Genomic DNA, 20,605 nt, shown 5'->3' with positions numbered 1-20,605 from the left:
AGGGCGGCGTTCCGCGCGTCAGGCGGGGAGGGATGCCTCGTCGGCGGCGACCTGCAGACCGAAGACGCCGAACCAGGCGATGGCGAGCGTCGCGGCCGTGAACTCGAGGTTGCCGCCCAGGACCGTGTCACCGCCGAACAGCGCGAGCATCGCGCCGGTGAACGAGGTGACCCCCACGAGGACCAGCGTGACGATGCTCCCCCACCGCATCCACGGGCGGCCCCGCAGCGCCGCGACCTGCGCCATCGCGACGATCGCCAGCACGAAGCCCAGGACCGCGGCGGCGATGTGGACGGTGTCCTGCCAGAGCGCGCCCTCGGTGAACGGCACGGGGCATCCGGGCGAGCAGGTGACGACGGATGCCAGGCCGAAGCTCAGTCCGCACACGAGCAGCGTCAGCGCGATGGGCCAGCCGACCACGTAGCGGCCGCGGCCGACGGCGAGCGCCCGGTCCACGAGCACGGCGGCGGCGGCGAGGAGGAGCAGGGCCGGGTTGAAGATCGGCGCGGTGGCCATGCTGGGCGCGCCCAGCTGACTGACGTAGTGGACACTCGGCTCGAGCAGACGGCTCACCCAGATGAGAATCGCGGAGACGAAGGCGGCGAGCGCTCCGATGCGGGCGAGCCGCACGGCGCGGCCCGGGCGGGCGGCCCGCGGGCGGTCGGACGGCGACACCGACGAGCGTCGATCGAGCGTCTCGGTCATGCCTCTCCCCGTGGTCGGCGCCACGGCGCACGTCGAGCCAGACTACCGGCGCGCCCGCTCATCGTCCCGTGTCCCGCACGCGGCGGGGCCCTCCCCTTTCTGCGCTGACTCGCCCCCTCGGCGATGACTTGGCGCAGATGTACGCCCGCGGGGCCCCCGCGCGTACATCTGCGCCAAGTCACGGCCTCTGCGACAGCGAGCAGCGGGAGGCGGCCCGGGGCGCGGCGGACGGGGCGGGCGAAGACGCGGGTGATATTTCGAGCATTCTCGGGGAAACTCGCGCCGAGCATGTCATCGTCTCCGTGCACGGTCGTTGAGTGGTTCTCCCCCAGGTTCCCCACTCGATCCGAATCGACCGGCGCCCCCACAGATGCGCGGTCCCGCGGGCTAACGGCACCCTGCCCCGGGACCGCGCATCGCCTCGCGGCCGCTGCAGCCGCGCCCGGCAGGATCGCCGCCGGCCGCCCCGCCGCCGCTAGCGTTGAGGCATGCGAACCGTCCCCCTCGGCCCCTCGGGCCCCGCCGTCCCCAACGTCGTCGCCGGCATGATGCGCATCGACGGGAAGACCGACGACGACGTCCGGTCCCTGTACTCCGCCGCGCGCACCGCGGGCATCGACTTCTTCGACCACGCCGACATCTACGCCGCCGAGCTCCACTCCGCGGAGCGGCGCTTCGCCGAGGCGCTGCAGCTGTCGCCGAGCGAGCGCGGCGAGATCCGGCTCCAGACGAAGGCCGGCATCGTCCGCGAGGGGCCGTACTTCGACTTCTCGTACGAGCACCTCGTCTCGTCCGTGGAGGAGTCGCTGCGCGCGCTGCAGACCGACTACGTCGACGTGCTGCTGCTGCACCGTCCGGACGCCCTCGTCGAGCCCGAGGAGGTCGCGCGCGCGTTCGACGAGCTCGAGCAGTCCGGCAAGGTGCGGGCGTTCGGCGTCTCCAACCACACCGCCCGTCAGATCCAGCTGCTGAAGACCGCCGTCCGCCAGCCGATCGTCGCCAACCAGCTGCAGCTCTCCGTCGCCCACGCACCGTTGGTCGCGCAGGGCCTGGCCGCGAACATGGAGAGCGCCCCGCAGTCGGCCGTCCTCGACGGCGGGGGCCTGCTGGACTTCTGCCGCATCGAGGGCATCACCGTCCAGGCGTGGTCGCCCCTGCAGGGCACGCGCGGCGGCGGTGGCGTCTTCCTCGGCCACCCCGCGTACGCCGAGCTCAACGGCGTGATCGACGAGCTCGCGGCGCGGTACGACGTCGCGCCCATCGCCATCGCGGTGGCCTGGATCACGCGGCATCCCGCCGGCATCCAGGTCGTGCTCGGCACGACCACGCCCGAGCGGGTCACCGAGGCCGCGGCGGGGTCCGACATCCCCCTGACGCGCGCCGAGTGGTACGCCCTCACGCGCGCCGCCGGATACGTCGTCCCCTGAGACGCGGACCCCCGCGGGCGCCGGAGCCGTCCCGCGCCGGGCCCGAGGGCGCCGGACGCAACAGGCGCCGGACGCGAGAGCACCGGTCCCGCGGACGCCGGCCCGCGCGAGGGCGTCAGTCGCCGCGCGGCTTGCGGCGGCCGCGCCGCAGCACGAAGATCCCGCCGATGACGACGACGGCCGCCGCCAGCACGGCGAAGAGCACGAGGAAGCCGCGGCCGCCGTCGACCTCCGCGGCCGGCTCGGCCACCTGCGAGTCGTTCGCCGCGGTGTCCGTCTGCGACGCGGAGGGCGAGGGCGACGTGTCCGTCGTCCCGGGCGCGGGCTCCGCGGTGGGGCCGGCGACGCTCACGGTCGAGCTGGCCAGGACCGTCTCGCCCGTGCCGACGGTGACGGTGACGATGCCCGCCTGCGTCGCGGTGAACTCGATCATGGCGGCGCCGTCGGCTGCGGCGACCTCCGCCACCGTGGCATCCGCTCCCACCGTCTCGCCCACGAAGGACGCGCCCCCGGAGGCGTCCATCCCGAACGTGGCGGTCTCCAGATCGCCCAGGCCCGTGGCCGACACGAGAGCGGTCTCACCGATCGCGATGGACTGCGGCTCGATCGTCACCTCCGGCGTGGCCGTGGCCTGAGCCGGTCCGGCCCCGCCGAACAGCAGGGCGGTGAGGGCGATGGAGGCGGTGACGGCGGCAGCGAGTCTGGTGCGCACGGGGTTCCCTTCGTCGTTTCGGGCCACGCTAATCAGGCGACGCGGACCCGGGATGCCACTGGACGCGGCCGACGTCGCAAGCTATGAGGCGCCGCACGGTCCCCCGTAGGGTGGAGCCGAGACCCGCCCCTTCCCGGAGACGCCCATGACCGAGCGGAACGCACCACGGCCCCTGGCCGTCCTGCTGTGCGCCCTCGCCGCGGCGATCTTCGCCTTCCCGATCCTGGCGCTCCCCGCGGACACCGCGACGGCGGTGCGCGGCGGCTTCATCCTCGCGGGCTCGATGGTCTTCACCCTCGGCGTGGTGCGCATGCGCGTCGAGACGCGACGACCGCCCGAGGAGTAGGAGCCGCCCCTGGGCGGCCGGCCGGGCTCAGCCCTCCGCGCGCCGGTGCCAGACCGCCGCCGCCCACGGCGCCAGCGGTGCCGCGACGGCCTCGCTCACCCGCGCGGGCAGGTCGACGTTCGAGAGCACCGCGACGGCGGCATCCCAGTCCTCCGCCCCGGCCAGCGCCACCGGTCGCGGATCGCTCGACAGGTTCGCGAGGACGAGGAGCTCCTCCCCCTCGAACGCACGGACGAATGCGAACACGGCGGGGTCGCCGACGTCCAGCCGCGCGAACGTCCCCTCGGCGACGACGTCGAGGTCGTGGCGGAGCGCGATCAGCGCGCGGTAGTGCTCGAGCACCGACCCCGGGACGCCGCGCTGCGCGGCCACCGAGATGCGCGCCGCATTCGGGTTGACGGCGAGCCACGGCTCCCCCGTCGTGAACCCGGCGGTCGGGGTGGACTCCCACTGCACGGGCGTCCGCGCATTGTCGCGGCTCATGGAAGCCAGGCCGAGCAGCACATCGGCGGGCGCGGACCCGCGGGCCATCGCCTCCGCGTAGTGGTTGAGGGACTCGACGTCGCGGAACGCGTCGATGTCGGCGAACGGGGCGTTCGTCATCCCGATCTCCTCGCCCTGGTAGACGTAGGGCGTCCCGCGCTGCAGGTGCAGGATCGTCGCCAGCGCCGTCGCGGACTCGCGCCAGTAGCGCTCGTCGTCGCCGAACCGGGAGACCGGGCGGGCCTGGTCGTGGTTCGCCAGGTAGAGGCTGTTCCACCCCACGTCGGCGAGCGCGTCCTGCCACTGGGTGAACGACGCCGCCAGCGCGCCGGGCTCCGGACGCTGCGGCGCGAACTTGCCCTCGGGACCGTGGTCGAGCCCGACGTGGTCGAACTGGAACACCATGTCGACCTCGGCGCGGGCGGGGTCGGTCAGCAGCCGCGCCTCCTCGACGGTGACCCCGGGCGTCTCACCGACGGTCAGGAGTCCCGATCGGCCGGCGAAGACCTCGCGGTGCATCTCCTGCAGGAACTCGTGCAGCCGCGGGCCGTTCATGTAGAGCGACGAGCCGTCGGCCCACCCGCCCTCGGGCCGCTCCGGCGCGTCGGAGAGAGGGAGCCGCTTGGAGATGAGGTTGATGACGTCCATGCGGAAGCCGTCGATGCCGCGGTGCAACCACCAGCGCATCATGTCGTAGACGGCGTGCCGCACCTCGGGGTTCTCCCAGTTGAGGTCGGGCTGCTTGCGGTCGAAGAGATGAAGGTAGTACTCGCCGCTGACCTCGTCCCACTGCCAGACCGGCCCCGAGAAGAACGACTCCCAGTTGGTCGGCTCGGCCCCGGGCGTCCCCGGCTCGTGACCGGGACGGGCCGGCGACCACCAGTACCAGTCGCGGCGCGGGCTGTCGCGTCCCGACCGGGACTCGGCGAACCAGGCGTGCTCGTCCGAGGTGTGGTTGACGACGAGGTCCATGACGATCCGGATGCCGCGCGCGTGCGCCGCGTTCACGAGGGCGTCGAGGTCGTCGAGGGTTCCGAACAGCGGGTCGATGTCGCGGTAGTCGCTGATGTCGTACCCGTTGTCGGCGTGCGGCGACCGGTAGATCGGCGACAGCCACAGCACGTCGACCCCGAGGTACGCGAGGTGGTCGAGGCGGGACAGCACGCCCCGCAGGTCGCCGACCCCGTCGCCGTCCGAGTCCTGGAAGCTGCGCGGGTACACCTGGTACACCACGGCGCGCTTCCACCAGTCGGGGCGCTGCGCCCAGGCGGACTCGCGGGCGGAGACGGCATCCATCGACATGCCCGCGACACTACCGAAACGTCGCGGGGGCCGGGCGACTCGGTCCGGCTCAGGCGGCGGGGAGCGCCGCCTCGATCTGCTCGGCCGTGATGATCGTGAGGGGCTCGGTGGGGAGGTCCCAGGACGCGGTGGGGTTCATTGCTCTCTCGACTCGAAGATGGGGGCCGGCCGGCATCGGTGGGCGAGGCGCGACGCCGGCGGAGGAGGTCAGATGAGGGGTGACAGCACGCCGGCGGTCATCAGCGTGACGCCGAGGGCGGCGGTGACGGATGCCGTGGCGAAGAAGGGGAGGCGACGACGGAGGATCCGCCGCCGCTGCGGACGGCGGACAGGGCCGAGCGCGTTCTTGGCGTCGTCGAGTCGGGGATATCCGCCGACGAAGCGGGAGTGCTGGTCGAACACAGAGAAGGTGTCGGCGGAACGTCGATCCACGAACCCGTGGAACTCGCCCCCGCGGGTGGCGACGTAGAAGTCGTCGTCGACGCGCGACCAGACCACGGTCGCATCCGACAGGGGCGCAGCCATGGTCGTCAGGCGGCGCGAGCGAGCGAACGTGCCGGCGCGGCGGAACGGGGCGCGGCGGGGGCGCGCTCGGCGGGGGCCTCGTCCAGGGCGATGTCGAGGCTCAGGCCGCGCGAGGAGTTCGCGTCGTTGGCCATGCGCTTGAGCAGGTTCTGGTCGAGCGTCTCGGGCTGCTCCGAGTCGAACACGAAGCGGAGGGGGATGGACGGCTGCAGCCAGATGGTCGTGCGACCGGTGGGCTCGCCCGCCCCGTGCGTCCAGGAGACGGTGAAGCTCTCGCCGCGACGGAGCTTGGTCGCGACGACGACCTTGACGTGGGCCAGCATGCGGTCGTCCACCGTGATCGGTTCGACCGAGGTCCCGTAGAAGAGCTTCGCCATGATGCGACCTTTCGGCTCGTGTTGTTGGTTGCTTGCTAGAGAACTTACTAGGTAGACTAGCGAATAGGCAAGCGAGATATAAGCGAGTTTTCAATGAGCGGTGAACAGACACCTCCCTCCTACTGGTACGGCGACAGCGCCGACGACGCACGGGGGACGCGGGTCATGGAGGCGATGCGGCTGTACCGCGCCGCCGAGATGGCGATGCGCCGTCGCACCCAGGACTCGATGTCGATGGGCGAGAACGAACTGCTCGTCCTCCGTTACCTCACGCGCGCGTCGCGGCGCGGCGACGACGTGACGCCCGTCGACCTCGCCCGCTACCTCGGCGTCTCGACGGCGTCGACGACCGCCCTCCTCGACCGGCTGGAGCGCTCGGGCCACGTCGTGCGCGACCGGCATCCCACCGACCGGCGCAAGGTCCTCGTCACGGCGACGGCCCACACCGAGGAGGAGATGCACGACACCCTCGGCACGATGCACGGCCGCATGATGGGCGCGACCCGCGGGATGAGCGAGGCCGAGGCGGATGCCGTGACGGCGTTCCTCCAGCGGATGCGCTGCGCCGTCGACGCGGTGTGCGACGACGAGACCCCGCGGTGCTGCGGCGTGCTCAAGACCGAACCGGCGGCCTGACCCCGCAGACGACGGGCCGCCCCGACCGACCTCGGACGCCTACTCCGCGACGCGGATCACCTCGGCGATGACCCGCGGGTCGGCGAGCACGCGGAAGTGGCCGCCCGCCGCGAGCCGCACGTTCCGCGCCCCCGCCAGCTCGCTGCCCTCGGGGATGTGCGGGTCGAACGGCCCGAAGACCGAGACGATGCGCTCGTTCACCGCCGCCGCGTCGGCGAGCGCACGCATCGTCGCATCCCCCGACCGGAACGCCCGGAGCGAGGGCGTCGGCATGAGCCGGCTGTACCGCGACCCGCCGAAGGGCGTCGCCACGGCGACCATCGCGCGGACGCGCTCCCCCGCCGGGTCGAACGCCATGACGTGCTTGCCGATCAGCCCGCCCTTGCTGTGCGCGACGAGCACGACGTCGTCGAGCCCGCGCTCACGGAGGAGGTCGGCGACCTGCCCGGCGGCCTCGGCGACGGGGCGGCGGTTGCCGCCGAGCGCCGTCACGACGTGGACGGGATGACCGCGGTCGTGCAGGGCGCGCGCCAGCGGCTCGAGGAACCGCCACGTCTCGTAGATCCCGGGCAGCAGCACGATCGGCGTCCCGTCGCCCGTCGCCATGCGGTCCGGGTCGTCCCGGCCGACGATGGCGCGCACCTGGCCCGCGACGGCGTAGGCGTAGTCGCGCACCCACCACACGAGGTCCTCGGCGAGCGCGCGGAGCCCCGCCCTCGGCGCGGACCCGGGGGCCGTGGCATCCATCGACATCACCCCAGTCCGGCACACGCCCCCGCGACGCGCAACCCCGGAATCCGCGTCGGACGCGACCTCTAGAGTCTGGGCATGGAAACCTCGGACATCCGCTGGAACGAGCCCGCACGCCAGAAGATCCTCGACGACGCCGACCGCGTCCTCCGCGAGGCCGTCATCGACATCGCCCGCGAGAACCCCGGCATCTCGTCGGACGACGCCTTCGCCGAGATCAACTCGCGCATGAAGGGTCGCTTCATCGACTACGAGCCCGGCCCGGACATCCGCACGTACGCCGACGCCATCGCCGCCGGAGAGATCCCCACCGACGCCTCCGCATGACCCGCGCTGCGCGTCTGCCCACCGGACGCCAGCTCGTCCTGACGTGGAGCATCCCCGCCGACTACGGCGGACTGACGGCGGCCCTGCTGCAGCGATCACGCCTGTTCGATCGCCGCGGCGGCGCCGCCGTCGACGTGCTCACGTGCGACGACCGCGAGGACCACGCGCGCGTCGCGGCGGAGCTCGCGCGGCGCGACGCCCTCTCCGAGCGGGTGCGCGTGGTCAACCTGTGGGACTGGCTGCGCACCGACACCCTGCGCGGTCGTGCCGTGTCCCCGGCCGACGGCTTCGCGCCCCTGGCGTCGGGTGACGAGGGCGTCGTCGAGGACCGGTCCGGCGGACACGTCGTCCGTCGGGTGCGGAGGGATGCCGCCGGCGCGGTGCAGCAGATCGACCACCTGCGCCCCGACGGGTCCCTCGCCGCCTCCGACCGCCGCGACGTCCCGCGCGCGGACGGGCGGGTCCGCCGCCGGGTCGTCACGTGCGACGCCGACGGTGCGCCGCTCGCGGCCTTCTCCGGCGTCCGCGCCGTCTACACGGCGTGGCTGGATCGGGTCACGGGCGGGGAGCCCTCGTTCCTCCTCGTGGACAGCAAGACCATGGCGCGCTTCGCCACGACCTACCGCCGCCGCCATGTGGTGGTGCTCCACATCGTCCACGGCTCGCACCTCACCGACGAGGGGGATGCCGTTCGGCCCTCCCGCGCCGAGGTGTTCGGCAAGCTCGCCGCGTTCGACGCGGTCGTGTTCTGCACCGACCGTCAGGCGCAGGACGCGCGCCGGATGGCGGGCCGGCTCCCGCTGCTGCTGACGGTCCCGCACCCGGTGCGGGTGCGAGAGGTGGACACGACCGCTCCGCGGGAGGGCGTCGCCGTCGTCGCCCGGCTCGAGCCGATCAAGCGGGTCGAGGACGCCCTCGCCGCGGTGCGCCGCGCACGCACGGAGGAGCCCGGACTCACCCTCGACGTGTACGGCGACGGACCGGCCGGCGACACCCTGCGGGCCATCGCGGGAGAGGACGGCGGCATCCGGTTCCACGGTTTCGATCCGAACGCCGGCGCGGCGTTGCGCGAGCGGTCGGTGCTGCTGCTGACGAGCAAGAGCGAGGCGTTCTCGCTGGTGATCGCCGAGGCCATGGCGGCGGGGTGCCTGCCGATCGCCTACGACGTGCCGTACGGGCCGCGGGAGCTGATCCTCGACGGTCGCACCGGGTGGCTCGTGCCGTCCGGCGACGTCGCGGCGCTCACCGACGCCGTCGTCCGCGCCGTCCGACTCACGCCCGAGGAGACCGCACGGATGCGCCGCGCCGCCGTGGAACGCGCCCGCCTCTACGACGAGGACGCCGTCCTCGCGCGCTGGGCGGGTGCTCTGGAGCGCGCCTCCCGGCGGCAACGGCTGCGGCGTCAGGCGTGGCGAGTCCGAGAGGTTCTTCGGCGTCGACTCGGAGTTCGCTGAGATCCGCGCGACCCGCATGGTCCGCGCGTAGTGTCTGTGTCACCCGGCCCCGGCATTGCCGGTGCGGAACGCGGCGGTCCCCCCTGGCCGTCGCGACCCCGACGTCCCTCGTCCGTCGAGCACGTTCCCCCAGACACGCTCCGGACGAGGGCCGTCGCAGGGTCACTGTCGAGAGAGTCTCTGCCCTCTGCGCGACCTCCCCGCGGGCGCGGGTCCTTCGTCGAGGCGCTGACTTGCCGCAAATGCACGCGTGACGGGCCTCCGCGCGTACATCTGCGACAACTCAACGCGCAGAACCGCGTGCTTCGTCACAGCGCTGACTTGCCGCAAATGCACGCGTGACGGGCCTCCACGCGTACATCTGCGACAACTCAACGCGCAGAACCGCGTGCTTCGTCACAGCGCTGACTTGCCGCAAATGCACGCCGGAAGGGCCCTCGCGCGTACATCTGCGACAAGTCAACGCAGGGACTCACCGCGAGGGGTCAGCCCGCGAGGCGCGGGTCAGCGGTCCTCGCCGTACGCCTTGATGCTGCGCAGGTCGTCCTGGATGTCCTCGGAGGCGAGATCGTCGTCGTCGGTGACCGCGGCATCGGCCTGGCGCTGCTGAGCGGCGCCTTCCTTCTTCTCCTCGGCACCGGCGTCGGTGGCGCCGTCCATGACGGGGGCGTCCTGGGTCTCTTCGCGATCGGTCATGTCGTCCTCCTCGGGATCGGGCTTTCCGGCATCCTGCCCGCCCGCCCCGACCGGGCGCCGGGGCTTGCGCGCGGCGCATCGGAGTGTTCGCCGACTGTCAAGCCGCTGCCGCAACCGACGCCGACGCCTAGCGTCGAAACCTCACTGATCGAGGAGGACTGATGAGCGACCCCACCCCCGCGGACGAGCCCACCGAGGCCGAGGACATCGAGGCCACCGAGAAGCCGGGAGGCCTCGGCGACGACGGGACCATTCCTGACGACCCGAACGGCGTGGCCGCCGGTCACACCGGCGACGACTCCCACTTCGAGCCCGAAGAGGACTGAGCCCTCCGCGACTCGACGACAGAGGCATCCCTCCCCCGCCTCACCGACCGGGGAGGGATGCCTCTCGTCTTGGGCTCAGGCCGCGGGGCTCAGGCCGCGAGGCTCAGGCCCGCCGGGGGCTCAGGCTGCGTGGGCGGGGTGGCGCCGCTCGAGGGCCGACCCCTCGACGTCGACGTTCGGCACGATCTTGTCGAGCCACTTCGGCAGCCACCACGCCGCCCCGCCGAGCACGTGCATCACGGCCGGGATGAGCAGCATGCGCACGACGAAGGCGTCGAACAGCACGCCGAGGGCCAGGCCGAGGCCCATGGACTTGATGATCACGGAGTCGGAGGCGATGAAGCCTGAGAACACCGCGATCATGATGATCGCCGCCGCGGTCACGACGGTCCGACCGGCCCGGAAGCCCTGCGCGACCGCCAGGCGCGGAGCGGACCCGTGGGCCCACGCCTCGCGCATGCCGGTGGCGAGGAACAGCTGGTAGTCCATGGCGAGCCCGAACAGGATGCCGACGAGGATGACCGGCAGGAAGCTCAGGATCGGGCCGGGGTTGTGCACGCCGAGCAGATCGCCCAGCCAGCCCCACTGGAAGACCGCGGTGACCGCGCCGTACGTCGCGAAGAGGGAGAGGACGAATCCCGCGGTCGCGATGAGGGGCACGAGCAGCGAGCGGAACACCATGACCATGATGAGGAACGACAGACCGACGACCACGACCAGGTAGAGCGGCAGCACGTCCGCCAGTCCCTCGGAGATGTCGATGTTGATCGCCGCGGCGCCGGCCACGCCGAGCTCGATGTCGCCGTCGACCGGGGGCAGCGCCCGCAGGTCGCGGACGAGCTGCTCGGTCGAGACGGCGTTCGGACCCTCGGCCGGGATGACCTGGAAGGCCCCCAGCGTGCGGTCGTCCGAGACGGCGACCGGCGCGACGGACACGACGTCGGACTGGGCCGCGAGCTCGCGGGCGACGTCGAGCTGGGTGGCGACGACGTCCTCCTCGGCCAGGCCGTCGGGGAAGGCGGCGGTGACCAGCAGCGGGGAGTTGGCGCCCTCGCCGAAGGCGTCCTGCGTCCAGGTGAAGGCCTGGTATGCGGTGGAGTCCTCGGCCTCGGAGCCGCCGTCGGGCAGGCCCAGGCGCATGGACAGCGCGGGGATGGCGACCACGAGCAGCGCCACGGTCGCGACGATCATGGTCACGACGGCGCGCACCGTCGACATCGGCCGGACCGCGGTGCCTCCGCGGCGGGGGTGCTCGGCCGTCCCCGCGGCACGGCGCGGGTGCTCGCCGTCGTCGGTCGCCGCCGGGGCGACGGCGGTCCCCTCGGCGAGGCGGGCGCGGGCGCGGCGGCTGAGGATGCGCGTCTTCGCCAGACCGAGCAGCGCCGGCACGAGCGAGACCGCGATGAGGACCGCGATCGCCACGCTGACCGCGCCGGCGGTGCCCATCAGGCCGAGGAAGGGGATGCCGGTGATGTTCAGCGCGAGGAGCGCGACGATGACCGTCGTCCCGGCGAACACCACGGCGTTGCCCGCGGTGCCGTTCGCCAGGCCGATGGACTCGACCACGTCCGACCCCTGCAGCAGCTGCCGGCGGTGCCGGTAGATGATGAAGAGCGCGTAGTCGATGCCGACCGCCAGGCCGAGCATCACCCCGAGGATGGGGGTGACGGATGCCATCTGCACGAGTCCCGAGAACGACAGCGTCGCCATCGCGCCGATGCCGACGCCCACGATCGCGGTCACGATGGGGAACGACGCCGCGAGCAGCGAGCCGAGCACGACGATCAGCACGATGGCCGCGATCGCGACGCCGATGGCCTCGCCGACGCCGAGGATCTCGGGCACGCCCTGCGCGATCTCGGTGTTGAAGGCGACGCCGACGCCGTCGACCGGCTCGGCCGTGAAGTGCTCGATGACCGCTTCCTTCGAGCTCTCGGGGAGCTCGAGACGCGGCTCGCTGAAGGAGATGTTGACGATGGCCGTGGCGCCGTCCTCGGACACGAGACGGATGCCGTCGGCGTAGGAGAGCAGCTCGGCGCCCTGCTCGAGCTGCTCCTCGTTGGCGGCGATCTCGGCGAGGCCGTCGGTCAGCTGCGTCTGCTGCTGCTCCAGCGCGGCGCTCTGCTGGTCGAGCTGCTGCTGCTGCGCGTCGAGAGCGGCGAGCTGCGCCGCCTTCTGCGCCTCGGGCAGCGGCGCCGCCTCCAGCTGCGCGCGCCCGGCGTCGAGCTGCTGCTGTCCCGCCTCGAGCTGCGCCCGGCCGGCGTCGAGCTGCTCCTGTCCGGCCTCGGCCTGCGCGCGGCCGGCCTCGAGCTGCGAACGGCCGTCCTCGACCTGCGCCCGCTGGTCGTCGAGCTGCTGCTGCGCGTCGAACGGGTCGGTGACGCCCGCGACGTCCGGCAGGTCGCCCGCGGAGGCGACCAGGGCGGAGATCTCGGCCTTCTGCTCGTCCGTGAGCGCCGAGCCGTCGTCGGTGCGGAACACCGCCGTTCCGGCGGCGCCGCTGAAGTCGGGCAGCTCGTCCTCGAGCTCGGCGATGACGTCGCCCGACGCGGTCCCGGGGATGTCGAAGCTGGAGCTCAGCCCCTTGAAGCCGATGAGGAAGCCGCCGACCGCGACACCGAGGATCACCACCCACGCGACGATGACCGTCCACGCGCGACGCGCGGCGAACGTTCCGAGGCGGTGCAGCAGTTCTGCCACGGGGGCTCCTCTCGTGCGGTGCACGCGGAGGAGCACCGTCGGCTCCGACCAGTCTTGCTAAGATAACACGCACCGTCTCGTCTTGACTCGGTGGCCCCGGTGTGAAAGAGGTGCCCATGGCGCTCCCCCGCAGTGGACCCGTGCGCAGCGAGGCCGCCCGCATCGCGATCCTCGACGCCGCCGTCGCGCTGTTCGCGGAGCGCGGGTACGACCACCTCACGATGGAGGGCATCGCCCGGCAGGCGGGGGTGGGCAAGCAGACGATCTACCGCTGGTGGCCGAGCAAGGGCGACGTCATCGCCGAGGCCATCCTCGAGGGCAAGCTGCTCGGGGGCCGCCGCGACCTCCCCCGCACGGGCGACGCGCGGGGCGACCTCACGGCGTGGCTCACCGACCTGTTCACCCTCCGCGGCAGCGCCGACGGCGAGGGCCTGCTGCACTCGATCGTCGCCGCGGCCGCCGGCAACGCCGAGACGGGCCGCCGACTCCGGTCCGAGATCCTCGCGGCACCGCTCAGCGACCGGCTGTCCGAGGCGCTCGGCGGGGCCACCGGGCCTCGGCTCGCCGCCGCCGCCGACGCGCTCGTCGGCGCGGTCATCCTGCGCGCGCTCAGCCGGGAGCACTTCGACGAGACCGACATGCGGGCCCTCGTCGACGCCGTGATCGGCACGCCCTAGGCATCCCTCCGTCGCCCGTCGCCGTGGCGCGTGTTTACGCCGCCGACACGAGACCTTGGTATGAATGGGGCTGTCCGGCTCGTCCAGTGGGGGTGAGAGGCCCCGGACGCGCGCGAGGAGTGCCATGCGTCTTTCGGTGATCGGTTGCGGGTATTTGGGAGCGGTCCACGCGGCGGCGATGGCCTCCATCGGCCACGAGGTCGTCGGCATCGACGTCGACGAGCGGAAGGTCGCGGCCCTGTCCAAGGGCGAGGCGCCGTTCTTCGAGCCCGGCCTGCAGGAGATCCTCACCGAGGGGATCGCCTCGGGACGGCTGTCGTTCACCACCGACATGTCCGCCGCGGCCGGCGCCAAGGTCCACTTCGTCGGGGTGGGCACGCCGCAGCAAGCCGGCGGGTACGCCGCCGACCTCACCTACGTCGACGCCGCCATCGACGGGCTCGTGCCCCACCTCGCCCCCGGCGACATCGTCGCGGGCAAGTCGACGGTGCCGGTCGGCACCGCCGAGCGTCTGGCCCCGCGCGTCTCGGCCGCGGGCGCGACGCTGGTGTGGAACCCCGAGTTCCTCCGCGAGGGCTGGGCCGTGCAAGACACCGTCGACCCCGACCGTCTCGTGGCCGGTGTCCCCTCCGAGGACGGCTCCCCCACCGCCGAGGGCGCCACCGCCGCCGACGTCCTGCGCGAGGTCTACCACCCCTCCATCGGCAAGGGCACGCCGTTCATCGTGACCGACTACGCCACCGCCGAGCTCGTGAAGGTCTCCGCCAACGCGTTCCTGGCCACCAAGATCAGCTTCATCAACGCCATGGCCGAGATCGCCGAAGTCACCGGCGCCGACGTCACCACCCTCGCCGACGCCATCGGACACGACGCGCGCATCGGCCGCCGCTTCCTCGGGGCCGGCATCGGCTTCGGCGGCGGCTGCCTGCCCAAGGACATCCGCGCCTTCTCCGCCCGCGCAGAGGAGCTCGGCCGCGGCGAGTCCGTCGCGTTCCTGCGCGAGATCGACGCGATCAACCTCCGCCGCCGCGACCGCGCCGTCGACCTCGTCTCCACCGCCCTGGGCGGGGCGCTGTTCAAGAAGAACATCACCGTCCTCGGTGCCGCGTTCAAACCGCACAGCGACGACATCCGCGACTCCCCCGCCCTGGACGTCGCCGTCCGCCTCCACGGCCTGGGCGCCTGGGTCACCATCACCGATCCCGCCGCGATCGATAACGCCCGCCGCATCCACCCCCAGCTCAACTACGTCGAGGACCGCGACGAGGCCCTCCGCGAGGCCGACGCCGTCATCGTCGTGACCGAATGGGACGAATACCGCCGTCAGCTCACCCCCGAGCACGCCGCGAGCCTCACCCGCGGACGCATCGTCATCGACGGCCGCAACTGCCTCGACGCCGCCGCCTGGCGCGCCGCCGGGTGGACCTACCACGGAATGGGCCGCCCCTGAACGCACGGGAGAATGGATGCCGCGCGCTCGCGGCCCGAGAGGGCGGCGCGGTCGCGTAGAATTCACGCAGCAAGGGGAGTACTCCCACGCGACGATCCCGTCAATACGGTCCACGCCATCGAGGACCCGGGGCGTCGGTCCGCAGCAGCGGGTGGAGGAGACCTTGGTGTCCCGGCACACACCTATTTCCCTTGGAGGCCGCGTTGGGCGTCACACCCCTCGTCTGGATCATCACGATTGCGATCACCATCGCGTTCTTCGTGTTCGAGTTCTTCGCTCATGTGCGCAAGCCGCACGAGCCCACCATCGGCGAGTCCGCTCGCTGGTCGGCGTTCTACATCGGCCTCGCGCTGCTGTTCGGCGTCGGCGTCGGCGTCTTCTCCGGCTGGACCTACGGCGGTGAGTACTTCGCCGGGTACCTGACCGAGAAGGCCCTGTCGATCGACAACCTGTTCGTGTTCCTGATCATCATGACCGGGTTCGCGGTGCCGAAGAAGTACCAGCAGAAGGTGCTGATGATCGGCATCGTCATCGCGCTCATCATGCGCGGTGCGTTCATCGCCGTCGGCGCCGCCCTCATCGCGAACTTCTCGTGGATCTTCTATATCTTCGGCGCGCTGCTGCTCTTCCTCGCCTACCGCCAGGCGTTCTCGCACGGCGACAGCGACCCCGCCAACGGCAAGTTCATGCAGTTCGTGCGCCGCATCCTCCCCGTCAGCGAGGAGTACAACGAGGACAAGCTGACGGTGCGCAAGAACGGCAAGCGCTTCGTCACCCCGATGCTGCTCGTCATCGTGGCGATCGGCTTCATCGACCTCGTCTTCGCCGTCGACTCGATCCCCGCCATCTACGGCCTGACGAACGAGGCGTACATCGTCTTCACGGCGAACGCGTTCGCGCTCATGGGTCTGCGTCAGCTGTACTTCCTCATCGGCGGTCTGCTGGAGCGCCTGGTCTACCTCGCGCAGGGCCTGGCCGTCATCCTGGCGTTCATCGGTGTGAAGCTCATCTTCCACGCCCTCCACGTCAACGAGCTCCCCTTCATCAACGGCGGTGAGCCGCTGCTGTGGGTGCCGGAGATCCCGATCTGGTTCTCGTTGCTGTTCATCGCGGCGACCGTCGCCGTGGCGACCTTCCTCAGCCTCCGCAAGACCCGCGGCGACCGCCAGAAGAAGGATCGCGAGACCTTCGACGGCGAGAAGGTCATCCACGCCCCCGAGGACTGACCCTCCGGAACGACGGGCCCGCGGTGTACGCACCGCGGGCCCGTTGCCGTATCCCGGCGGCACGCGCAACCCCGAGAGTCGGGTCGGCCCCGACACCTACCGTGGCGGTCATGACGCGATTCGGATACACCCTCATGACCGAGCAGAGCGGCCCGCGCGCGCTCGTCGACTACGCCGTGGGCGCCGAGAAGGCGGGCTACGACTTCCTCGTCTCGAGCGACCACTACAGCCCGTGGCTGACCAGCCAGGGCCACGCCCCCTACGCCTGGACCGTGCTGGGCGCGGTCGCGAACGCGACGACCGACGTCGAGCTGATGACCTACGTCACCTGCCCCACCGTCCGCTACCACCCCGCCGTCGTCGCGCAGAAGGCGGCGACGCTGCAGCTGCTCTCCGACGGACGCTTCACCCTCGGTCTCGGATCGGGTGAGAACCTCAACGAGCACGTCGTCGGCGAGGGCTGGCCGGCCGTGCACGCCCGCCAGGACATGCTCGTCGAGGCCATCGAGATCATCCGTGCGCTCCACACGGGAGATCTCGTCACCTACGACGGCGAGTACTTCCGCGTCGACTCCGCCCGCGTGTGGGACACCCCCGACGGCGGCGTGCCGATCGGGGTGGCCGTCTCGGGCGAGCACTCGATCGCGCGCTTCGCGCCGCTCGGCGACCACCTCATCACCACCGAGCCCGATGCCGAGATCATCCAGGGCTGGGACGAGCACCACGAGGGCGAGTCGCGCAAGATCGGCCAGATCCCCATCAGCTGGGACCCCGACAAGGAGACGGCCATCGCCCGCGCGCACGACCAGTTCCGCTGGTTCGCGGGCGGATGGTCGGTGAACGCGGACCTGCCGACGCCCGCCGGATTCGCCGGCGCGTCGCAGTTCGTGCGCCCCGAGGACGTCGCCGAGTCCATCGCCTGCGGACCGGACCTGGACGAGCTCGCCGAGAGCGTCCGCCCGTTCATCGACGCCGGCTTCACCGACATCGCGATCGTCCAGGTCGGCGACGCCGAGCAGCAGCGCTTCGTCGACGAGATCGCCGCCCCGCTCCTGGAGAAGCTCCGCGCGCTCTGACAGCGCCTCCGCGAGGGGTCACGGCCGGTCGGCGCGTGGCCCCTCCGCGGGAGAGCGGGCTTCGGCCACCCACTGTTCCAGACGCCACACCGGCACGCGGAACATGCGGGCGATGGGCGGGACCGGATGACCCGCCTCCACGACCGCGGCGACCGCGAACTCCTGCAGAGACGGGAACGTGCGACCGGCGAGCTTACCTTTGCGCAGGTCGGCGAAGGTCCGCGGCGCGGGTTCGACCACGGCGGCCTCCGCAGCGTCCGGCGAGACGAAGACGTACGCGGACGTCTCCTGCATCCCGCGCGCCGCAGACAGGTGGTGGACGCGCGGCACGACGGTCTGCGCCGACGCCGCCGCCGTCACCACGTAGCGGTTGAAGGACGTATCGGGAGCCGGGCCCGCCGCATCCGTCGCCGCGCGGACCGGGTAGTCCTGCGGCAGCGACTCCTCGTCCGGGGCGTGCTCGGCCACCCACGGCGCCGGCGGGATGCCATTGCCCCACGTCTGCTCCGTCCGAGGGGCCGCGGGACGGGCCTCCGCAGCGGCCGGCGCGGGTACGACCGCGTCCGGGAGCGCCGCTGCCGCTGCGGCGGGCGCGACGGGTTCCGGGGTCGCCGCCGGCGCGGGCCCGACCGGCGTGGGCGCGACCGGCACGGGCGGGACGGAGGCCACCGGGGCGGGCGTGACGTCGGAGTCAGGCGCCCCCGCGGCGGCGAGCCAGGGGGCCGGCGGCAGCTCCCCTCCCCAGACCACTTCGCTCGGGACGACGTGGACGCTCCGCATGGCGGGATCGTCGACCCCCTCCTCCGGAACGACGCCCGCGTCGCCGAAGAGGGCGCCCACGCCGACGCCCAGCGCATCGGCGAGCGCGACGAGCGAGGCCAGCGACGCGCTGACGCGGCCGGACTCCACCGCTCTCACGGTCGACTCCGACAGGCCCGCCTCCGCCGCCAGGCCGGCGGTGGTCATCCCCCGCTGCAGACGGTGGGCGTGCACGCCGACCGCGAGGTCGCGGATGACCTCGTCGAGACGTGCATCGGATTGCGCGACCCCCGTCGCGCCCGTTCTCATGTGCACTCGGACTCCCCGCGGTCCACGGTTCTCTCACCGACGACGGCCCTCGGGTCGGCCGCGTCGATGCTCATGCTAGAGCTTCCGTCCCCCGTTCGGGGGACAGAATCGTGGGCGATTCCCGTGTCTCAGCGCCGGAACGCCGGCGAGCCGAGCACGCGCTCCACCCGCATCTCCAGCACCACGCGCTCCGGATTCACCCGGGGCTGGCGGTAGCGGCCCGCGTACAGCTCCACCGCGTGCGCGACCGCGTCGGGGTCGTCGGTCACGGTCGCCGTCCCCTCGAAGCTGATCCACCGCCCGCCGTCCACCGAGCAGATCGACGCGCGGCCGCTCCGCTCGGCGTTGAGGAACTTCTGCGTGCCGCGGGACCCGATGACCCGGACGATGCCGTCCTCGTAGGTGAACCCGACCGGCACCGCGTGCACGCGGCCCGAGCGTCCGAGGGTGGAGAGGGTCGCCAGGTGGTATTCGCTCAGGAACGCGAGCGCGTCGTCGGTCAGCACGGGTCCAGCGTCCCACGTCCGACGACCGTGGAGATCTCGCGCGCCCGCGCGTCCCAGCGCCGGATGCCGACCGCGTGACCCGCGATATCGCCGGCGCCGTGCTCGGCCAGGGCGGTCAGCGCCTCGCCGACCCGCTCGACCGGCACACGACGGGCGAGCGTCACGTGCGGCGTCCAGGCCCCCGGCAGCGTGTGGTCCAGGTCCTCGCCCATCCCGGCGGCACGATGCACCGCGGCGTGCAGCGCGAGCAGCTCCGCCGAGGGCACCACCAGTCGCGCCACCACGCGGTGACGCGCCCCGCCGAACAGCACCGGAGCGCCCAACGTCACCGCCACGGGCAGCAGGGCCTCGAGCGGGGCGGCATCCATCCCTCCGATCGACGGGCGGACCGCGAGCGTCGTGTGCGGGCGGTTGCTCGCGCCCGTGTGGCGGGCCTGGCTGGGCAGGTCCGCGGCGGCGAGGGCGTCCCACTCGGCACGGACGGCGGCGTCGGTGTCGTCGTCGAAGACCAGCTCCAGACTGACGATCGGCGAGGTCATCGGGCGGCCCGGCTCAGCGCGTCGACCACCAGGCCGCCGCGACGAGGGCCGGCTGGAAGAAGAGGCGCACGAGCCGCTTGCGGTCGGTGTCGAGTCCGAACGCCGACCGGCGCTTGCGCCACTGGTCGATGTTGCCCGGGAAGATCGCGATGAAGAACGCCGCCAGGGCCGCCCCGATCCGTCGGCGCTCGCGCGGGAGGGCCAGCAGCGCGATGCCGAACCCCGCCTCGACGACACCGGATGCCACGACGACGAGGTCCCGGTCGAGGGGGCCGCGCTCGACGAGGGCGTCGGGCACCTGGGCCTGGAAGTCCCGACGGGCGAAGGTGAGGTGCGACACCCCCGCGAACACCATGGCGAGGGCGAGGGACCAGCGCACGAACGTCTTCATACGAGGACGCTATCCGCGCCTCCTGCACCCCGGCGGGGCTTGACGTCCCGGTAAGGGGCACCCTTAAGGCACGAGGACGTATCGCGCAAGCCCGAGAACCGTCCGCGCAACACCGATTCACTGGAATAAGCATTCGGAGGTGCCCCTGTGACGATGACCGACGCTCGCCCCGTCCCTGCGGACGAGGCGGACCTCGACGCCCTGCTGGCGCGTGCCGCGACCGGCGACTGCGACGCGTTCGTCGCCTTCTACGACGCCACCTCCCCGCGGATCTACGCGATCCTGCTGCGAGTGACGGGGCACTCGTCCGCGGCGGGGGAACTGCTCGAGGGCATCTACGTCGAGGCGTGGGAGCGCATGCGCGGGCGGAACGCGCCGCCGTGCCCGGGGCTCGAGTGGATGTCCGTCATCGCCCACCGGCACGCGTCGGCTCGGCGTCGCTGACTCTCAGCGCGCGGACGCGTTCTCGTGGACGGGCGTCGCGTCCAGATCGACGACGAGCCCGCTGGAGGAGTTCGCGGCGGTCGCGTACCGCTGGAGCATCGCCGGATCGAGCACCTCGGGATCGACCGACGAGAAGACGAAGCGCAGCGGGATGGAGGGGTGGATCCACAGCGTGCTGCGGCCCGTCTCCTCGCCCTGCGGGTGCTGCCACGAGAGCGTGAAGCTCTCTCCGCGGCGGAGCTTGGTCGCGATCACGACCTTGATGTGCGCCAGGACGACGTCCGGTATCGCGACGGGGCGCTCGGACGAGCCGTAGAAGAGGTGGCCCATGAGCGTCTCCTTCCGGAGTCTGGCGGTAGAGAAATTTTACTAAATTGCCTAACTATTTCCAAGTGAATGACGGATGAATGACGACCGTCTCCCTTGCTTTCCCGGCTCGCGCACCAGATAAGGGCCGGTTTT

At 72.1% G+C, this 20,605-nt stretch carries 24 protein-coding genes; 11 read left to right on the top strand and 13 right to left on the bottom strand.

Features of this window, described 5'->3' with window-relative positions; translation table 11 throughout:
* Positions 1–18: 18 nt before the first annotated feature.
* Complete coding sequence (locus MRBLMI1_RS06990) at positions 19–705, bottom strand: DUF998 domain-containing protein (protein WP_367728818.1); 687 nt, start codon at positions 703–705, stop codon at positions 19–21.
* A gap of 488 nt (positions 706–1,193) precedes the next feature.
* Here MRBLMI1_RS06990 and MRBLMI1_RS06985 point away from each other — a divergent pair, with 488 nt between their 5' ends.
* Positions 1,194–2,132 carry an aldo/keto reductase gene (locus tag MRBLMI1_RS06985; protein WP_367728817.1) on the top strand — a complete coding sequence of 313 codons (939 nt, stop codon included), beginning with the start codon at positions 1,194–1,196 and terminating at the stop codon, positions 2,130–2,132.
* A gap of 115 nt (positions 2,133–2,247) precedes the next feature.
* Here MRBLMI1_RS06985 and MRBLMI1_RS06980 read toward each other — a convergent pair whose 3' ends face one another.
* Entirely contained in the window at positions 2,248–2,844 is a 597-nt protein-coding gene (locus MRBLMI1_RS06980; RefSeq protein ID WP_367728815.1) for a hypothetical protein, read from the bottom strand.
* A gap of 145 nt (positions 2,845–2,989) precedes the next feature.
* On the opposite strand from MRBLMI1_RS06980, the gene MRBLMI1_RS06975 reads away from it, so the two are divergent.
* On the top strand, positions 2,990–3,190 hold the full coding sequence (locus MRBLMI1_RS06975; RefSeq protein WP_367728813.1) for a hypothetical protein: 201 nt from the start codon (positions 2,990–2,992) through the stop codon (positions 3,188–3,190).
* Between the two features lie 27 nt (positions 3,191–3,217).
* On the opposite strand, the gene MRBLMI1_RS06970 is transcribed toward MRBLMI1_RS06975, so the two are convergent.
* The 3 genes from MRBLMI1_RS06970 to MRBLMI1_RS06960 form a co-directional block, all read right to left on the bottom strand.
* Positions 3,218–4,975: a glycoside hydrolase family 13 protein gene (locus MRBLMI1_RS06970; protein WP_414685820.1), complete on the bottom strand. Its 1,758-nt coding sequence runs from the start codon at positions 4,973–4,975 to the stop codon at positions 3,218–3,220.
* Between the two features lie 207 nt (positions 4,976–5,182).
* Positions 5,183–5,500, bottom strand: a complete 318-nt coding sequence (locus MRBLMI1_RS06965; protein WP_367728812.1) for a hypothetical protein — start codon at positions 5,498–5,500, stop codon at positions 5,183–5,185.
* A 5-nt stretch (positions 5,501–5,505) separates the two neighbouring features.
* Positions 5,506–5,877: a hypothetical protein gene (locus MRBLMI1_RS06960; protein WP_367728810.1), complete on the bottom strand. Its 372-nt coding sequence runs from the start codon at positions 5,875–5,877 to the stop codon at positions 5,506–5,508.
* 93 nt (positions 5,878–5,970) lie between these two features.
* Between MRBLMI1_RS06960 and MRBLMI1_RS06955 the strand changes: the two genes are divergently transcribed.
* Positions 5,971–6,513: a MarR family winged helix-turn-helix transcriptional regulator gene (locus MRBLMI1_RS06955; RefSeq protein ID WP_367728808.1), complete on the top strand. Its 543-nt coding sequence runs from the start codon at positions 5,971–5,973 to the stop codon at positions 6,511–6,513.
* A 39-nt stretch (positions 6,514–6,552) separates the two neighbouring features.
* Here MRBLMI1_RS06955 and MRBLMI1_RS06950 read toward each other — a convergent pair whose 3' ends face one another.
* Positions 6,553–7,260 (bottom strand): esterase/lipase family protein, encoded by a 708-nt coding sequence (locus MRBLMI1_RS06950; protein WP_367728806.1) that lies wholly within the window; start codon positions 7,258–7,260, stop codon positions 6,553–6,555.
* A gap of 81 nt (positions 7,261–7,341) precedes the next feature.
* On the opposite strand from MRBLMI1_RS06950, the gene MRBLMI1_RS06945 reads away from it, so the two are divergent.
* Together MRBLMI1_RS06945 and MRBLMI1_RS06940 are read left to right on the top strand one after the other, a co-directional pair.
* Complete coding sequence (locus MRBLMI1_RS06945; RefSeq protein WP_367728805.1) at positions 7,342–7,590, top strand: hypothetical protein; 249 nt, start codon at positions 7,342–7,344, stop codon at positions 7,588–7,590.
* Positions 7,587–9,044 (top strand): glycosyltransferase, encoded by a 1,458-nt coding sequence (locus MRBLMI1_RS06940; RefSeq protein WP_367728803.1) that lies wholly within the window; start codon positions 7,587–7,589, stop codon positions 9,042–9,044. The genes MRBLMI1_RS06945 and MRBLMI1_RS06940 overlap by 4 nt, the downstream gene beginning before the upstream one ends.
* 504 nt (positions 9,045–9,548) lie before the next feature.
* Here MRBLMI1_RS06940 and MRBLMI1_RS06935 read toward each other — a convergent pair.
* Complete coding sequence (locus MRBLMI1_RS06935; RefSeq protein WP_367728801.1) at positions 9,549–9,740, bottom strand: hypothetical protein; 192 nt, start codon at positions 9,738–9,740, stop codon at positions 9,549–9,551.
* Positions 9,741–9,901: 161 nt separating this feature from the next.
* Between MRBLMI1_RS06935 and MRBLMI1_RS06930 the strand changes: the two genes are divergently transcribed.
* Positions 9,902–10,066, top strand: a complete 165-nt coding sequence (locus MRBLMI1_RS06930; protein WP_367728799.1) for a hypothetical protein — start codon at positions 9,902–9,904, stop codon at positions 10,064–10,066.
* 120 nt (positions 10,067–10,186) lie between these two features.
* Here MRBLMI1_RS06930 and MRBLMI1_RS06925 read toward each other — a convergent pair whose 3' ends face one another.
* A complete protein-coding gene (locus MRBLMI1_RS06925; RefSeq protein WP_367728797.1) occupies positions 10,187–12,766 on the bottom strand; it encodes an MMPL family transporter in 2,580 nt (859 codons plus the stop codon).
* Between the two features lie 116 nt (positions 12,767–12,882).
* Here MRBLMI1_RS06925 and MRBLMI1_RS06920 point away from each other — a divergent pair, with 116 nt between their 5' ends.
* From MRBLMI1_RS06920 to MRBLMI1_RS06905, 4 genes are all read left to right on the top strand, one after another.
* Positions 12,883–13,443, top strand: a complete 561-nt coding sequence (locus MRBLMI1_RS06920) for a TetR/AcrR family transcriptional regulator (protein ID WP_367728795.1) — start codon at positions 12,883–12,885, stop codon at positions 13,441–13,443.
* Positions 13,444–13,567: 124 nt separating this feature from the next.
* Positions 13,568–14,893, top strand: coding sequence for a UDP-glucose dehydrogenase family protein (locus tag MRBLMI1_RS06915; RefSeq protein ID WP_367728793.1), 1,326 nt, complete (start codon positions 13,568–13,570; stop codon positions 14,891–14,893).
* Between the two features lie 203 nt (positions 14,894–15,096).
* Positions 15,097–16,119, top strand: a complete 1,023-nt coding sequence (locus MRBLMI1_RS06910; protein WP_367728791.1) for a TerC family protein — start codon at positions 15,097–15,099, stop codon at positions 16,117–16,119.
* 110 nt (positions 16,120–16,229) lie between these two features.
* A complete protein-coding gene (locus MRBLMI1_RS06905) occupies positions 16,230–17,195 on the top strand; it encodes an LLM class F420-dependent oxidoreductase (RefSeq protein ID WP_367728789.1) in 966 nt (321 codons plus the stop codon).
* A gap of 18 nt (positions 17,196–17,213) precedes the next feature.
* Here MRBLMI1_RS06905 and MRBLMI1_RS06900 read toward each other — a convergent pair whose 3' ends face one another.
* The 4 genes from MRBLMI1_RS06900 to MRBLMI1_RS06885 all read right to left on the bottom strand — a co-directional run bounded on the left by MRBLMI1_RS06900 (position 17,214) and on the right by MRBLMI1_RS06885 (position 19,699).
* Positions 17,214–18,263 carry a helix-turn-helix domain-containing protein gene (locus MRBLMI1_RS06900; RefSeq protein ID WP_367730814.1) on the bottom strand — a complete coding sequence of 350 codons (1,050 nt, stop codon included), beginning with the start codon at positions 18,261–18,263 and terminating at the stop codon, positions 17,214–17,216.
* Positions 18,264–18,391: 128 nt separating this feature from the next.
* Positions 18,392–18,769: a PPOX class F420-dependent oxidoreductase gene (locus tag MRBLMI1_RS06895; RefSeq protein ID WP_367728787.1), complete on the bottom strand. Its 378-nt coding sequence runs from the start codon at positions 18,767–18,769 to the stop codon at positions 18,392–18,394.
* Positions 18,763–19,308, bottom strand: a complete 546-nt coding sequence (locus MRBLMI1_RS06890) for a 2'-5' RNA ligase family protein (protein ID WP_367728784.1) — start codon at positions 19,306–19,308, stop codon at positions 18,763–18,765. Before MRBLMI1_RS06890 ends, MRBLMI1_RS06895 begins: the two co-directional genes overlap by 7 nt.
* Positions 19,309–19,321: 13 nt before the next feature.
* A complete protein-coding gene (locus MRBLMI1_RS06885; RefSeq protein ID WP_367728780.1) occupies positions 19,322–19,699 on the bottom strand; it encodes a DoxX family protein in 378 nt (125 codons plus the stop codon).
* 147 nt (positions 19,700–19,846) lie between these two features.
* Here MRBLMI1_RS06885 and MRBLMI1_RS06880 point away from each other — a divergent pair, with 147 nt between their 5' ends.
* Positions 19,847–20,143, top strand: coding sequence for a hypothetical protein (locus MRBLMI1_RS06880; protein WP_367728779.1), 297 nt, complete (start codon positions 19,847–19,849; stop codon positions 20,141–20,143).
* Positions 20,144–20,146: 3 nt separating this feature from the next.
* On the opposite strand, the gene MRBLMI1_RS06875 is transcribed toward MRBLMI1_RS06880, so the two are convergent.
* Complete coding sequence (locus tag MRBLMI1_RS06875) at positions 20,147–20,473, bottom strand: hypothetical protein (RefSeq protein WP_367728777.1); 327 nt, start codon at positions 20,471–20,473, stop codon at positions 20,147–20,149.
* Between the last annotated feature and the right edge of the window lie 132 nt (positions 20,474–20,605).

The sequence above is a fragment of the Microbacterium sp. LMI1-1-1.1 genome, assembly GCF_040815675.1.
In the GTDB taxonomy this organism is placed as follows: domain Bacteria; phylum Actinomycetota; class Actinomycetes; order Actinomycetales; family Microbacteriaceae; genus Microbacterium.
Note: the sequence above shows the minus strand (reverse complement) of the source record. Positions and strands in the feature narration are given on the sequence as shown.